Here is a 14134-nt window from a genome sequence, read left to right as displayed (position 1 = left end):
GCCTTCGCCAAAAGACACGCCGGGGATCGGTTCCAGAGTAACCCGAACCGGCAAGGAGTCAACGATCGATGATTAATGATGTTAAGTGGGTTCAGGCGCAACGCCATGCCAGCGACTGGCGACACGCGCTGGATATCGCCGTTCGTCCGCTGATTACGTTCGGCGCGGCGGCCCCCTGCTACCTGGACGGTATTATTGAGAACACCCTTAAATGGGGGCCATATTATCTTATCGCGCCGGGGATTGCGCTGCCCCATGCCAGACCAGAGCAAGGCGCTAACCATAATCAAATCAGCGTCACTACGTTAGCAACGCCGGTCGCTTTCGGCAATGCGGATTGCGATCCCATCTGGCTGTTGCTTTGCGCCAGCGCCACGGATGCCGAAGCACATATTCGCACCATTCAACGCATCAGCCAGTGGCTCGACTCGCCGGAAAGCGTCGCGATGCTGCAAGATGCGCCAAATGACGTCGCGCTTTTCGCGCAATTAACCGCATTGCGCTGAAGGAGGTTCCGATGATCCTGCACCCTTCACTGGCCTCCGCCGATCCGCTGCGCTATGCCGAGGCGTTGACCGCTTTACACGATGCGCCCCTCGGCTCGCTGCATCTGGATATCGAAGATACCAGTTTCATCAACAATATTACCTTCGGTATGAAAACCATTCAGGCAGTCGCACAATACACTCGCCATCCGCTCTCATTTCACCTGATGGTCTCATCGCCGCAACGCTGGTTACCCTGGCTTGCAGCTATCCGCCCCGGCTGGATTTTCATTCATGCCGAAAGCGTGCAAAACCCCCCGGAGATTCTGGCGGATATTCGCGCTATCGGGGCGAAAGCAGGACTGGCGCTTAACCCGGCAACGCCGCTATTGCCTTATCGTTATCTGGCATTGCAACTGGATGCGCTGATGATCATGACCAGCGAACCCGACGGACGCGGACAGCAATTTATCGCCGCGATGTGTGAAAAAGTGAGCCAGGGCAGAGAGCATTTCCCTGCTGCGGAATGCTGGGCGGACGGCGGTATTACACTTCGCGCCGCACGGCTGCTTGCCGCCGCAGGCGCACAGCATCTGGTGATTGGCCGGGCGTTATTCACGACGGCGAACTATGATGTGACGTTGTCACAATTCACCGCGCTATAAAGGAGTCATATGCTGATGAGCCAACAGCGCCCCGACCGTATCAAACAGATGTTGCACTACCTTTGGCAACACAGGCACCTCTCAACACAACAAGCTATTGAGCTTTTTGGCTATGCAGAGGCAACAGTGCGCCGGGATTTTCACTATATTGCCAGCCGTTATCCCGGTATGGTTCGCGGCCATGGTTGTATTGACTTCGACGACAGTACGGAAGATAAAGAATATGTTTTCGACGTTAAGCGGACGTTACAAAGCGAGGCGAAACGCGAAATTGCCGCCCTCGCCCGCACGTTCATCAAGGATGGAGACTGCTTTTTTCTCGACTCCGGCTCCACCTGTCTGGAACTGGCAAAATGTCTGGTCGACGCCAAAGTAAAAGTCATTTGCAATGACATCAAAATCGCTAACGAACTGGGTGGCTTCCCACACGTAGAGAGCTACATTATTGGCGGACTGATTCGCCCCGGTTACTTTTCGGTGGGCGAGAGTCTGGCGCTGGAGATGATTAACGCCTTTGCCGTTGAACGCGCCTTTATCTCCTGCGATGCGCTGTCGATTGAAACGGGCATCACCAACGCTACCATGTTTGAAGTAGGCGTCAAAACGCGCATTATTCAGCGCTCACGCGAGGTCATATTGATGGCCGATCATTCAAAGTTTGATACTGTAGAACCCCATGCGGTGGCGACGCTGTCCTGTATTACTACCATCCTTAGCGACAGCGCGCTCCCGTCTGCTATCGCCCGACGTTATCAGCAGGCGGGATGCCGTCTCATCATGTCAGACCCCTCATCAGGAGCGCGTTAATGGACATCAGGCAAATGAACAAAACCCATCTGGAGCACTGGCGCGGATTGCGAAAACAGCTCTGGCCTGGTCACCCGGATGACGCCCATCTGGCGGACGGCGAAGAAATTCTGCAAGCCGATCATCTGGCATCATTTATTGCGATGGCAGACGGGGTGGCGATTGGCTTTGCGGATGCCTCAATCCGCCACGATTATGTTAATGGCTGTGACAGTTCGCCCGTGGCTTTCCTTGAAGGTATTTTTGTTCTCCCCTCATTCCGTCAACGCGGCGTAGCGAAACAATTGATTGCAGCGGTGCAACGATGGGGAACGAATAAAGGGTGTCGGGAAATGGCCTCCGATACCTCGCCGGAAAATACAATTTCCCAGAAAGTTCACCAGGCGTTAGGATTTGAGGAAACAGAGCGCGTCATTTTCTACCGGAAGCGTTGTTGAGGGAAATCATACAGGAAAAGGTCGGGTATAGTACCCGACCTTTATATTACTGGGGCAGATCTTTTTCAGTTAACAAGCGTGTCGTTTTCACTTGTTCAATATTTCTGGCGCCACCCAACATCATGTTAATTGTCAGCTCTTTGTTTAGCTGTTCAATCACTGATGCCACACCCTGAGCGCCGCCAAGATTAAGACCGTATAATACAGGCCGGCCAACCGCCACAATATCCGCCCCGCTGGCTAACGCTTTGAATACGTGCGAACCACGGCGTACTCCACTGTCAAAAATAACAGGCACTCGCTTGTTGACGACTTTTGCAATCGCAGGAAGCATATCGAATGAGGACGGCCCGCTGTCTAATTGACGGCCACCATGGTTAGAAACCCATATTCCTGCGGCCCCGGTCTGGATAGCAATTTCAGCATCCTCCGGCGACTGAATGCCTTTTACGATAACCGGCAGACCGGAAATACGATGTACATAGGCAATATCCTCCGGCGTAAAGGCTTGTTTAGCCTGCGCGTAAATTTCACTTATCCCTGCCCCTTTGCCGGTTTTTGAACCATCGTCATTTTTTCTGGCGAACATTTCCAGGTTTGCAAAGCCCAACGGGAACTGGAAGTTATTTTTAATATCTTCTTCCCGATAACCACCGACAGGCGAATCTACGGTCAGAATAATCGCTTTAGCGCCATGCTTTACCGCTTGTGCAAGAATAAATTCGTTAAATTGATTATTCTTACTCATATAAAGCTGGAAGAAGAACGGATTTTTCCCGGAAACGTTAGCCACCTCTTCGATGGTCTTGTTGCCATAGGTGCTCAACGAGAAAATCGAACCGACCTGCGCCATGCCTTTCGCCGTCGCCAACTCTCCGGAGGCGTGGGCCAGGCCCTGCGCCGCCATCGGTGCCTGGATTATAGGCGTTTTAAGCGGAATACCCAGTAGCTGCGTTGATAAATCGATCTCTTTTAACTCAATGCCCTGTAATACGCGCGGCATAATATATTTTTTGTCAAAGCTTTCGGTGTTGCTGCGAAGGTTATTCTCATCTTCGGCTCCACCGCGAATATAACCAAATGCCCCTTTCTCCATTTTGGCCTGAACGCGTGCTTCCAGGGAGGCTACGTTCGTCATTTTTATTGCTTTTTCGTCCGTACTGGCTTTGTACTCTTCAGCATAAGCCAGGCCTGATGTTGCCAACATTGCCAGCGAGGCCACTACCCGAATGAGGTGATGAGTTTTCATCATTATTCCCTTTATTGCTTAACCGCTTCTGCCTGGATTTTTATATCGACAACTTTCGTCATCCCCATATCGACCAGATAATCTACACCCCACTGGGTGCGATCTATTTGCGTGACAAAATCACCGCCGCAAACCTGTGCCTTGAATATCGGGCTCATATAACAGCCAAACTTGGTGGTGGTTAAGGTGACGGGCTTAGTTACTCCCTTCATTGTTAACAAACCGTCAATAGAAACTGGTTTATTATCTTCAAAATGCCATTTTGTCGATTTAAATACTATTTCTGGATATTTTTCCGCATCCAGAATATCGCTACTGCGAATATGGTTATCAAACGCATCCACCCCGGTATTTAAGGCGCTCACGGGAATCGTCACGCGCATCTCTGCATCTTGCTTTTCCGGCTGATATTTCAGTTCGCCGCTAATAGCATAAAACCCGCCATGATTGGTTGAGGTCTGGAAATGATCGATATTAAATACCGCATTTGTATGCGTATTATCAAATTTATATACATCTGCATGAGCAGCACTTAATAAACCCAGAGACAGGACAGCACCAAGAAAATTCTTTTTCATTATATTCACTTTATATCTTAAATAAGGTGAAGTTATCTTAATGTTCCCTGTCCGCAGGATCGAGAGGGATAAACAGGAAGGACTGTTGCAAAAATAGAACGATGGAAAGGCCGTGTCACAAAAACAGCGGCTCACGAATGAGTTTATGTCAGGGCTATTTCCGCAACCTGTACCGCCTTTGTGGCGGTACAGAAGGCAAACTGTCTAACGCATGATACGATCGTCAACATAACGGCGCTTATCCGGCGCGGGCGGGAAATACTGATACAGCCAGGTTTCGCTGATAGCCTCCCCCTGGCAGCGCAGGAACATACGCATATCCACCGGTGCCGTAGAATCCGAGGTCGGATACCAGTCAAACTGGATACGATAACCGTCGAAAGGCTCAACGTAGAGGATCTCAATCTGCTTCGCCTCACCGCTGGAGAGCGTAATTACCGGCTCAATGCCTTTTGGCGCGGCCGCTTTCAGATCGCCGCCGACAAAATCAATAGCAAAACGGCGCGCCCATTTATCTGGGTAATGTTCGCCCGGCGCCCAACCTTCGGGAAAGCCGCCCATCCCTGTACGGGTCGCCATGACCCGCGCAAGCGGAGATTGTACCGGCGGCTGCGCGCTCCAGTACAAACGATAATTAAACGCCAGCGTATCCCCGGCTTTGATCGCTTTTTCCGGCTGCCAGAAACAGACCACATTATCCAGAGTTTCGCCAGTGGTTGGGATCTCCATCAGGCTAACCGCGCCTTTCCCCCACTTACTGCGCGGCTCCACCCACAGGCTCGGACGTTTGTTGTACCAGCCCATCACATCCTGATAATGCGAGAAATCGCGATCGAGTTGCAGCAGGCCGAACCCTTTTGGGTTATCGTCCATATATGCATTGAACTGCAATTTCTGCGGATTATTCAGCGGGCGGCAAATCCACTCGCCGTTACCCCGCCACATCGCCAGTCGATCGGAATCGTGAATTTGCGGATGAATGGTGTCGCATACCCGGCGTTCATTATTCCCACAGCTAAACATACTGGTCATCGGCGCAATGCCAAGTTGCTTTATATCTTTACGGGCGTAGAGATGGTTTTCTACATCCATGATCACCTGCGTTTTTTCGCAATGGATCACAAACTTATACGCGCCCGTCACGCTGGCGCTGTCCAGCAGAGCGTAAACGGTAAACGTAGTATCGCCCGGCTTCGCGGTGTCAAACCAGAATGCGGTGAAGTCAGGGAACTCTTCCTGACCGTCAGTATAGGTATCTATCGCCAGCCCGCGAGCCGACAGGCCATACTGATAAGTATCATCTACCGCCCGGAAATAACTGGCGCCCAGGAAGGAGACGACATCGCGCCGCGCCAGTTCCGGCGCTTTAAAGACACGGAAACCGGCGAAACCGAGATCGCTCTGCCCTTCCAGTTGCGTCGTATCGACGCCGGCATCGTTGTATTTAAACAGTTCCGGGCGAAAATGAATCTCGCGAGCAAGATGCGTCGTCGTATCAACGGAAAACATGCGTACGCGACGACGAAAGCCCATCCCTACGTGGAAAAACTGAATATCGAGCTGCCGGTTGGCAACACCGTTCCAGAGTGAATGCGCCGCGTCATACTGAATGCTGTTATAGGCCTGCGGCGTCAGATTGGCGAGCGTATCCGGCAAGGGTCCCGGCGCGCCACCCCAGGGCTTTTTCGCTAACGCCTGGGCCATTGATTGCAGACCAGCAAAATCAAAACGGACAATTTTACCATCCGCAATATCGGATTCCGCGGCAAACGCCGCCTGAGAAAAGAGGGAAGCAATACCGCTGGAACCGCACACGGCGGCCATTGCCATTGAACCTTTAATAAATCGTCTACGATTCATACCTGAAAATGAGTCCTTCTGGTCTTGTGAATGGTCCCGCGCTGGTTTTTTCAGCAGCAAGAATGTGCCCGTTTCTGACCGCTCACTCTAGACAAAATTCATTAATAATCCAATTGTTGGTCGCCTGGAAACTGTGCAAAAGCGTAAATATTTTATGTCGATAAGAACCGACCGAATCGGATGTAAACCTCACGCAGCATTCTTCAGGTTATGAAAAGTTTATTCCAGACTAACGTGATGTTTCATGACTCGTTTAAACAGCGCCAGACGCGCACGCATAAAGCGGTTTTCCACTTTAAAACCGGCAAGTTTGTTCAGCCCAATCCGCAACAGACGATCTCGCCCCCGAATGCTGGCGGGCCAGCGAACCGGGCCGTGCAGCACGTCGCGCGTGCGGCTGGCATGACGAGCGAAATTCACCCAGTAATCCGCCACCTGCGAGGCAAAGGCCAGGTCATTCTCATTCACATAATGGCATGTGGGCTCAGCCCGCGTTAACGTATCGAATACATACGGTATTTCATTGCCATGACAGGCACCATTCGCGTAGGTGTTATGCTCCGCTTCGGCGACATAATCAAACCAGTAACGCCAGCACGGTTCGCCGATCCGCTGCTGCGCTTGCATGACGACATAACCCAACGTGGTAAATACCATATCCCGACAGACCTGCCGCCCTAGTGCTTCGTCGCCTTTCACTCCAGGATAAAGCAGCCGGATTAACCCCAGGCCAACACGCCGCTCACGGCGCATTTTTTGAATTTGACCGGCAATATCGACGCCAAAAACTGCCAATACGCTGGCTTCATCGCTATTCGAGCCGATCATCACCGGTATTGGATGCTGTTTCGCCGCAAAGAAGGTTTCCAGCATCGGATGCGGCAGCACGACGTCGCCGGAAATCGGCGTCGGCGCAATTTTAAAAGGCGCGTCCAGCGGCCAAAACGTCTCTGCCGGTAAAGCGCGTAGCTGTTCGGCAGTGGCATGGGCTAAGCCAAGATGTTCTGCCAGCGCAACGCCTTTTTTTAGCGCCACCTCGCGGGGCGTATCCGGCAGCGTATAACCACTCTGAATAATCGCTTTATGAAAAAGCCCCTTCGCCAACGGCGAAGCCATCAACGACAGCACGCTGCGGGCGCCGGCGGATTCGCCAAATAACGTCACATTCTGCGTATCGCCGCCAAATGCGGCAATATTGTCCTGCACCCAACGCAGCGCAGCGATTTGATCGAGTAAAGCGAAATTATGAATACACTCCGCCTCTTCGCCTTCCAGCGCCGGATGCGCGAAAAAGCCCAGATGGCCAAGCCGATAATTGACCGTCACCACGATTGCGCCGCGCTTCGCCAGCGCTTGACCGTCATAGGGCGGCAAACTCCCCGCGCCAATGGTGTAACCGCCGCCGTGTAGCCAGACCATGACCGGCAACGGTTCATGACGCACGGCGGGAGCCCAGACGTTCAGATAGAGACAGTCTTCGGAAAAATTTCCCGGATCGCCGCCGCCGAGTTCGCGACACCAGGTAATATCCTGCCAACTGGCGCAGGAGAAACAATCCGCCTGGCGCACATCCTGCCAGGGCGTAACAGGCTGCGGCGCACGCCAGCGTAGCTCCCCTGTTGGCGGCGCGGCATAAGGTATACCGCGCCAGATATGGATTTCTTCCTGTACGACGCCCACGATTTTACCGTGACGCGTCGCCACCAGCGGGATGGAGGGATTCAACATAACGCCTTCCTTTTACAGTATCCTCACAGCCTGTGAAGCTTACCGCTTTTAAAGCAGACCGCAACGGCGTTTACTGCGTTCTTCCGCTTCCTGATATAACGAAAATTCATCCCGTACAGCACATCCCAGCGCCTGTTCAAAGGCGTCGCGGCTGGCATTGCCGTGGCTTCTGGCCAGCGTTTCATTTCCCAAATTCGACTGAAAAATGCCGGCTGCGCTGACCGGAAGAAAATCTTCATAGGTAATCGGCTGCGCGATCACCCAACCGCGCTCAATAAGCGGCTGCGGATCGTCGCCAGGACGGATCGCCTGACGATGCGCCTCGCCGGAAGGCGTTAAGCGATAACGGAACCAGGCAAGCCCCTGCTGGCGAAGCAGAAATTCGCTATCCGGAAAGGCGTTAAAGACCTCCCGCAAATGGAGTTGATGCGTGAAGTTGTCCTTACCCGTTCCCGCCTTGTGCAACAGTTCGTCATATAATCGACGACCTTTTGGCGTCAGCGCGACGCCACGTTGCTCAATTTCGCCGAAGCGCGCCGTGTGCGTACCCTGCTTTTCATCAACGAAGAGCACCTGCTCTTCCAGAGCTTTGAAACTGGTTTGCCGCAACAGAATAGGCACTTCGCGGCGAGGCGGACCTTCGATAAGAATTTTAGGCGTAATGCCGCACTCCGGCATCATGGCCTGTACCCGGTCGATATCCAGAGTACGCGGCGTCAGATGGTTAATGTGGCATCCCGGAAAACAGACCACGTCGGCAATTAAACGATGCTCACGATGCAGGCTGCGGTACGTTTCTTCATCAACGGTAGCCTGACGATGCCAGCGAAAAGTCTCCAGCGTTTCACGGACGAACTCTTCGGCCTGAGCAGCACTAAAACCGCCCTGCTCGTCGTACTCATCCAGCAATTGTCGGCAGCGCGATGTAAAAATATCCCGCTGCGATAAGATTTCCGCCGCCCGCTGGCGTAATGCCGCGTTTTCAATGAGCTCCAGGCGTAATAGCGAAGTGAACATGCGAAAGGGATTACGCGAGAGCGAAGCCTCGTCAATGGGACGAAATGCCGTGGAGTGCACAGGCACGCCCGCCTGAGAGAGATCGTAATAACTTACTGGGTACATCCCCATGATGGCGAATATCCGACGCAAGGTAGAAAGTTCTTCTGCGGTGCCAACACGAATGGCGCCATGTCGTTCCACGTTCAATCGCGCCAGTTCATCGGCATTAGCCAACTGCTCATGCAGTTTGGGATTATTTTCCAGCACCGCCAGATTCACGTCAGCCACAAGCTCCAGTAACGTACCGTACTGCGGAACTTCCTGCTGGTACATTGCCGACATTGCCTGCGAAAAGTGTTCCCGAATCTCATCTGCCGTGATGGTGTTCGCCATAATGTCATGCCTCCAGTGAATGTTACCTGGAGTGTAGAAAACCTCATCCATTCCGGGGAGAAGAATTTATAAAGTGTGATCCGACCTGAATTCATTATGCAGAACGGATTGACATGAGTTGGCATATCCCCGACCAGATCGCGGCTTAACACGCTTAACGGCAGTTGAATCATCAGTAAAATAAAACAGTTGTAACTTGAAATGGTAAAATGTTAATAATATTTTGCTATCAGGTTATCAAAAACAAACAACTTTACTTGTCACCCGCACGGCTCTGTTTTTAACATCGCTTATGGAAAAAAATGGTCTGTTTAGTCAGCGCATTCGGTTGCGCCACCTTCATACATTTGTCGCCGTTGCGCAACAGGGAACTCTGGGGCGCGCGGCTGAAACTCTTAACCTGAGCCAGCCAGCGCTTTCTAAAACGCTGAACGAACTGGAACAACTCACCGGAACCCGTCTGTTTGAACGCGGGCGACTGGGCGCGCAATTAACGGTTCCTGGCGAACAATTTTTGACTCATGCGGTAAAAGTATTAGATGCATTGAATACCGCCGGGCAGGCGCTGAATCGCAAAGAGGACGCCAGCGCCGATGTGGTGCGTGTTGGCGCGCTCCCCACCGCTGCGCTGGGTATACTCCCGGCGGCTATTGGGCGGTTCCATCAACAGCAAAAATCGACCTCGTTACAGGTCGCGACCATGAACAATACGATGTTGCTTGCAGGTCTGAAATCAGGCGAGATCGATCTGGGTATTGGCCGCATGTCAGACCCGGAATTAATGGGCGGTTTAAATTACGAACTGCTGTTTTTAGAATCGCTTAAATTAGTGGTACGCCCCGGTCATCCCCTGTTACAGGAGACGATCACGCTCAGTCGGGTTATGGAGTGGCCGGTAGTCGTCTCGCCAAAAGGCACGGTACCGCGCCAGAATGCGGAAGCCCTGTTGCAAAGCCAGGGGTGTAAAATGCCTGCCGGATGTATCGAAACGCTATCCGCATCGTTATCACGACAACTGACCGTAGATTACGATTACGTCTGGTTCGTCCCCTCTGGCGCGGTTAAAGAAGATCTTCGCCAGGCGACGCTGGTCTCATTACCCGTGCCGACCCAGAGCGCAGGCGAACCGATAGGTATTCTTACGCGATTTGATATCCCGCTTTCAACCGGGGCGCAAATGCTGATTGCGGCGATCCGTAAATCGATGCCGCTGTGATAGCGGCTGTCGGACATTAACCGCGCCCGCGGCTAAAATAGCCCGCTGGCGCGACGCTTATTAAAGGAAGGATGATCGCATCGTCGCGCCAGTATCCTGTAAATGAAACGCATCAACGGCTTGCGTCAAGCGGGCGGCCTGTTCTTCAAGCGAAGCGGCCGCCGCGGACGCCTCTTCGACCAGCGACGCGTTTTGTTGCGTAACCCTGTCCATCTCAGAAATCGCCTGACTGACCTGAACAATACCGCGACTTTGCTCATCAGAGGCTGCCGCGATGTCGAGCATAATATCGGTGACGCGTTTGACGGCATCCACAATCTCATTCATGGTGCTCCCCGCAGCGATAACCTCTTCAGATCCTTGTTCAATCAGGCTGACCGATGCGCCGATCAAGCCTTCAATCTCTTTTGCCGCCTGCGCGCTGCGACTGGCGAGGGTACGAACCTCACTGGCGACCACCGCAAAACCGCGTCCTTGTTCCCCGGCGCGTGCCGCCTCGACCGCCGCGTTCAGCGCCAGAATGTTGGTCTGGAAAGCGATACTGTTAATGACGGCGGTAATTTCCGAGATTTTTTTCGAGCTGGTGGAAATATTCCCCATCGTTTGTACGACCCCGGAAACCATCTGGCCTCCGCGGCTGGCTTTACCGGAAGCATCTTCCGCCAGTTTGCTGGCGTGATGCGCATTATCCGCATTCTGCTTAACGGTTGCCGTCAACTGTTCCATACTGGCCGCGGTCTGTTCAATGGCGGCAGCCTGCTGTTCAGTACGAGAAGATAAATCCGTATTACCAGCGGTAATTTCGCTGGTGCCTCGATAAATTTCCTCCGCCCCCTGACGCACCGCCCCTACCGTTTGTTGCAACGCATGCTGCATCTGCTGAAGATGATGGCTCAGGCGACCAATTTCACTGCGTCCTGTGGGCTCGTCAGCCATGGTCAGATCGCCCGCCGCAATGCGTTCGATACGTGACGCAGACTGCTGCAAGGGTTGTATCACCGTGCGACGCAGCACCATGAAGGTCATTAACGTCAATACCAGCGCCAACGTAAATGCGCCAATCATAAACATCATACCGAGCCGGGTACGTTGGTAAGCCTGCTCGCTAAGTAGTCTTGCCCGCTCGGTGCGCAGTTCAATCGCTTTCAACAGGACATGGTTATATGCTGCATCCAGTTGTTTTGCCTGCTCGTTTTCATGATTAATGATCGCTTCGAACATGCCATTTTTGGCAAATTTCAGCATCGGTTGCAGGCCGTTGATATAGGCGGTGTAGCGGGCGTTTAACTCGTTATCTAACGCGTCATCGGCGGGTGTTCTCACCGCTCTGGACATATAAGCGTTAAAGCCGTCCTGAGACTGCTTGATCCGCGTTTCCGCAGCGGCAATATTGGCTTTCATTTCATCCATTTCAGCAATCCGGCTCGCCGCGCCAGCGTGGATCATATTGATACGTGCGGTACGTAAGTGGTTAGCGCTGTTGGATAATCCCATCCGTACCTGAATCTCGTCCGTGACATCACGCTGATCGCGATCGGCCTGTAACAGAAAATAGCCTGCCAGCCCGGCGCTCAAAGCAAAAAGAAGAAGGATGCCACCGAGAATGGAGGAAAACAGCGGAACCAGCCGAATATGATGCAGGAAGCCCAGTTTATGCGAGGCTTGCATCGAGAATGTGTTGCCCATGACCGTCGACTCTCTTGTAGGTTTTATGCGTAAAACACGCCCGTTAGATAGTCATCGGCACTTCGTGACGTTTGCTTACCGCGAAAAGCATCGCCTTCGTCACATTTTCACAACATTCATTCCAGAAAATTCAGAAAAGCGCCAGCGGAAAATCCGCTGGCGGATGAATCAGTTATCGCCAAAGTGGATAACAGTACGGATGGATTTACCCTGATGCATCAGTTCAAAGGCATCGTTAATCTGCTCCAGCGGCAGGCGGTGAGTAATAAAAGGATCTAAACGGATTTTACCGTTCATCGCATCTTCGACCATCCCTGGCAGCTGCGTGCGCCCTTTCACGCCGCCAAAGGCGGAGCCACGCCAGACGCGACCGGTCACTAGCTGGAAGGGACGGGTTTTGATTTCCTGCCCTGCCCCCGCTACGCCAATAATAATGCTTTCGCCCCAGCCTTTATGACAACATTCCAGCGCTGCTCGCATCACGTTAACGTTGCCGATACATTCAAAACTGAAATCTACGCCGCCATCAGTAAGCTCAACAATAACGTCCTGGATCGGTTTGTCGTAATCATTCGGATTAATAAAGTCCGTGGCCCCCATTTCGCCCGCCAGCGTAAATTTTTCCGGATTCGTGTCGACAGCTAAAATACGCCCGGCTTTAGCCTGAACCGCGCCCTGAATAACCGCCAGCCCAATACCGCCTAAACCAAAAACGGCAACGGTGTCGCCCGCTTTCACTTTAGCGGTGTTATGGACGGCGCCAATACCAGTCGTCACGCCACAGCCCAACAGACACACTTTATCCAGCGGCGCCTGCGGGTTCACTTTCGCCAGAGAAATTTCCGCGCAAACGGTATATTCGCTGAACGTGCTGGTTCCCATATAGTGATAAACGGGTTCGCCGTTATAAGAAAAGCGGGTAGTGCCATCCGGCATCAGCCCTTTTCCCTGAGTGGCGCGTACGGCCTGACAAAGGTTAGTTTTACCGGACTTACAGAACTTACACTCGCCGCATTCCGCCGTATACAGTGGAATAACATGATCGCCGGGTTTCAGGCTGGTGACCCCCTCGCCGACCTCGACTACCACGCCGCCGCCTTCGTGACCCAGGACTGCCGGGAATACGCCTTCCGGATCATCGCCGGAAAGGGTAAAAGCATCGGTATGGCAAACGCCGGTATGAGTGATTTTGACCAGAACTTCGCCTTTTTTCGGCGGCGCAACGTCAATCTCGACAATTTTTAACGGCTGACCGGGACCAAAAGCAACTGCTGCACGTGATTTCATATATCTCTTCCTGTTACGGTGAGGGAAATTGTTATTTTAGATAAGCGCGAAGAAGATGGCCGATTTCCGCCATCCGAACCGCGCGCTGATCTGGCGTGGTCTCCCCGCTGACCAGCTCATCTTTCAGATGGATTTCAACCATTTCACTCATCAGGCCATTAGACGCGCCGCGCACGGCGGCAATCTGTTGCAGAATCGCCAGACAAGGTTCGCCAGACTCAAGCGCCCGCTCCAGCGCTGCGACCTGCCCGCGTATGCGACGAACACGGGTAAGGATACGTTTTTTATCTTCAGGTGAATGCGGCATTCGACCTCCATATACTATAGGGGGGTATACTATCAGAATTTTATGTTTATGTAATTGTAAAATTACACACAATATAAAAATCAATAGCTTATAGATTTCCGGCATAGACCATCAAGAATCAGTTCACATTCAGCATATTCAGCTCATGGGAACTTTTTCAGGCCACAGACAATAAACACCAAAGCTTTCTTTCTAAGCTGCAATGTTCTGCCCGACTGGGGCACAGAGGTAATGCCGGTAAATCCAGTCCCATTACCCAGAAGTAAATATTTGCTTAATAGTTTTTATTTACTCACCAGGTGGTAATGAATAAAGGTTATGATATGCAGATGTCAGTCTTGTAAGAACGTAACATCACAACTGCGATACACCGCCGACGGGTAGCGAAAATATCTCAACCCTGTGTCTTTCCAGGCTTAGTCAATGTGGACAAAAAA

The 14134-nt window shown here is 52.4% G+C and carries 13 protein-coding genes; 5 read left to right on the top strand and 8 right to left on the bottom strand.

Annotation, left to right across the window (positions count from 1 at the left end):
• Positions 1-68: 68 nt before the first annotated feature.
• Genes sgcA through aac(6') form a run of 4 tightly spaced genes read left to right on the top strand, consistent with a single transcriptional unit; the run spans position 69 to position 2394 of the window.
• Positions 69-506: an SgcA family PTS sugar transporter subunit IIA gene (sgcA, locus tag ACLJNW_RS03595; protein ID WP_000606455.1), complete on the top strand. Its 438-nt coding sequence runs from the start codon at positions 69-71 to the stop codon at positions 504-506.
• Between the two features lie 11 nt (positions 507-517).
• A complete protein-coding gene (locus tag ACLJNW_RS03590; RefSeq protein ID WP_000600616.1) occupies positions 518-1150 on the top strand; it encodes a ribulose-phosphate 3 epimerase family protein in 633 nt (210 codons plus the stop codon).
• 15 nt (positions 1151-1165) lie between these two features.
• Positions 1166-1957: a DeoR/GlpR family DNA-binding transcription regulator gene (locus tag ACLJNW_RS03585; protein WP_001670738.1), complete on the top strand. Its 792-nt coding sequence runs from the start codon at positions 1166-1168 to the stop codon at positions 1955-1957.
• On the top strand, positions 1957-2394 hold the full coding sequence (gene aac(6'), locus ACLJNW_RS03580; protein ID WP_000354850.1) for a cryptic aminoglycoside N-acetyltransferase AAC(6')-Iy/Iaa: 438 nt from the start codon (positions 1957-1959) through the stop codon (positions 2392-2394). The genes ACLJNW_RS03585 and aac(6') overlap by 1 nt, the downstream gene beginning before the upstream one ends.
• Positions 2395-2440: 46 nt before the next feature.
• On the opposite strand, the gene ACLJNW_RS03575 is transcribed toward aac(6'), so the two are convergent.
• From ACLJNW_RS03575 to ACLJNW_RS03555, 5 genes are all read right to left on the bottom strand, one after another.
• Complete coding sequence (locus ACLJNW_RS03575) at positions 2441-3643, bottom strand: lactate oxidase (RefSeq protein ID WP_024154608.1); 1203 nt, start codon at positions 3641-3643, stop codon at positions 2441-2443.
• An 11-nt stretch (positions 3644-3654) separates the two neighbouring features.
• A complete protein-coding gene (locus ACLJNW_RS03570; RefSeq protein WP_001024303.1) occupies positions 3655-4230 on the bottom strand; it encodes a YceI family protein in 576 nt (191 codons plus the stop codon).
• Between the two features lie 195 nt (positions 4231-4425).
• A complete protein-coding gene (locus ACLJNW_RS03565) occupies positions 4426-6081 on the bottom strand; it encodes a glucan biosynthesis protein D (RefSeq protein WP_001081954.1) in 1656 nt (551 codons plus the stop codon).
• A 219-nt stretch (positions 6082-6300) separates the two neighbouring features.
• Positions 6301-7809, bottom strand: a complete 1509-nt coding sequence (locus tag ACLJNW_RS03560; protein ID WP_000933978.1) for a carboxylesterase/lipase family protein — start codon at positions 7807-7809, stop codon at positions 6301-6303.
• Between the two features lie 48 nt (positions 7810-7857).
• The gene (locus ACLJNW_RS03555) at positions 7858-9201 is read right to left on the bottom strand and encodes a VOC family protein (protein WP_000024094.1); all 1344 of its coding nucleotides are present in this window, start codon (positions 9199-9201) and stop codon (positions 7858-7860) included.
• Between the two features lie 292 nt (positions 9202-9493).
• Between ACLJNW_RS03555 and ACLJNW_RS03550 the strand changes: the two genes are divergently transcribed.
• A complete protein-coding gene (locus tag ACLJNW_RS03550) occupies positions 9494-10417 on the top strand; it encodes a LysR substrate-binding domain-containing protein (protein WP_023204237.1) in 924 nt (307 codons plus the stop codon).
• A 60-nt stretch (positions 10418-10477) separates the two neighbouring features.
• Here the strand turns inward: ACLJNW_RS03550 and ACLJNW_RS03545 are convergent, their stop codons facing one another.
• The 3 genes from ACLJNW_RS03545 to ACLJNW_RS03535 form a co-directional block, all read right to left on the bottom strand.
• Positions 10478-12103, bottom strand: coding sequence for a methyl-accepting chemotaxis protein (locus ACLJNW_RS03545; RefSeq protein ID WP_058663542.1), 1626 nt, complete (start codon positions 12101-12103; stop codon positions 10478-10480).
• 168 nt (positions 12104-12271) lie between these two features.
• Positions 12272-13390, bottom strand: a complete 1119-nt coding sequence (locus ACLJNW_RS03540) for an S-(hydroxymethyl)glutathione dehydrogenase/class III alcohol dehydrogenase (RefSeq protein WP_000842141.1) — start codon at positions 13388-13390, stop codon at positions 12272-12274.
• Positions 13391-13421: 31 nt separating this feature from the next.
• Positions 13422-13697, bottom strand: a complete 276-nt coding sequence (locus ACLJNW_RS03535; protein WP_024154610.1) for a metal/formaldehyde-sensitive transcriptional repressor — start codon at positions 13695-13697, stop codon at positions 13422-13424.
• Positions 13698-14134: the final 437 nt, after the last annotated feature.

The sequence above is a fragment of the Salmonella sp. SAL4457 genome (assembly GCF_046548235.1).
GTDB lineage: Bacteria > Pseudomonadota > Gammaproteobacteria > Enterobacterales > Enterobacteriaceae > Salmonella > Salmonella enterica.
The sequence above is the reverse complement of the archived record's forward strand: the minus strand, read 5'-3'. Positions and strand labels throughout refer to the sequence as shown.

What these genes read in the sequence shown, in the direction of transcription:
- sgcA (WP_000606455.1), top strand. Translation starts at nt 69, where the DNA reads ATGATTAATGATGTTAAGTGGGTTCAGGCGCAACGCCATGCCAGCGAC.
- ACLJNW_RS03590 (WP_000600616.1), top strand. Translation starts at nt 518, where the DNA reads ATGATCCTGCACCCTTCACTGGCCTCCGCCGATCCGCTGCGCTATGCC.
- ACLJNW_RS03585 (WP_001670738.1), top strand. Translation starts at nt 1,166, where the DNA reads ATGAGCCAACAGCGCCCCGACCGTATCAAACAGATGTTGCACTACCTT.
- ACLJNW_RS03575 (WP_024154608.1), bottom strand. Translation starts at nt 3,643, where the DNA reads ATGAAAACTCATCACCTCATTCGGGTAGTGGCCTCGCTGGCAATGTTG.
- ACLJNW_RS03565 (WP_001081954.1), bottom strand. Translation starts at nt 6,081, where the DNA reads ATGAATCGTAGACGATTTATTAAAGGTTCAATGGCAATGGCCGCCGTG.
- ACLJNW_RS03560 (WP_000933978.1), bottom strand. Translation starts at nt 7,809, where the DNA reads ATGTTGAATCCCTCCATCCCGCTGGTGGCGACGCGTCACGGTAAAATC.
- ACLJNW_RS03555 (WP_000024094.1), bottom strand. Translation starts at nt 9,201, where the DNA reads ATGGCGAACACCATCACGGCAGATGAGATTCGGGAACACTTTTCGCAG.
- ACLJNW_RS03550 (WP_023204237.1), top strand. Translation starts at nt 9,494, where the DNA reads ATGGAAAAAAATGGTCTGTTTAGTCAGCGCATTCGGTTGCGCCACCTT.
- ACLJNW_RS03545 (WP_058663542.1), bottom strand. Translation starts at nt 12,103, where the DNA reads ATGGGCAACACATTCTCGATGCAAGCCTCGCATAAACTGGGCTTCCTG.
- ACLJNW_RS03540 (WP_000842141.1), bottom strand. Translation starts at nt 13,390, where the DNA reads ATGAAATCACGTGCAGCAGTTGCTTTTGGTCCCGGTCAGCCGTTAAAA.
- ACLJNW_RS03535 (WP_024154610.1), bottom strand. Translation starts at nt 13,697, where the DNA reads ATGCCGCATTCACCTGAAGATAAAAAACGTATCCTTACCCGTGTTCGT.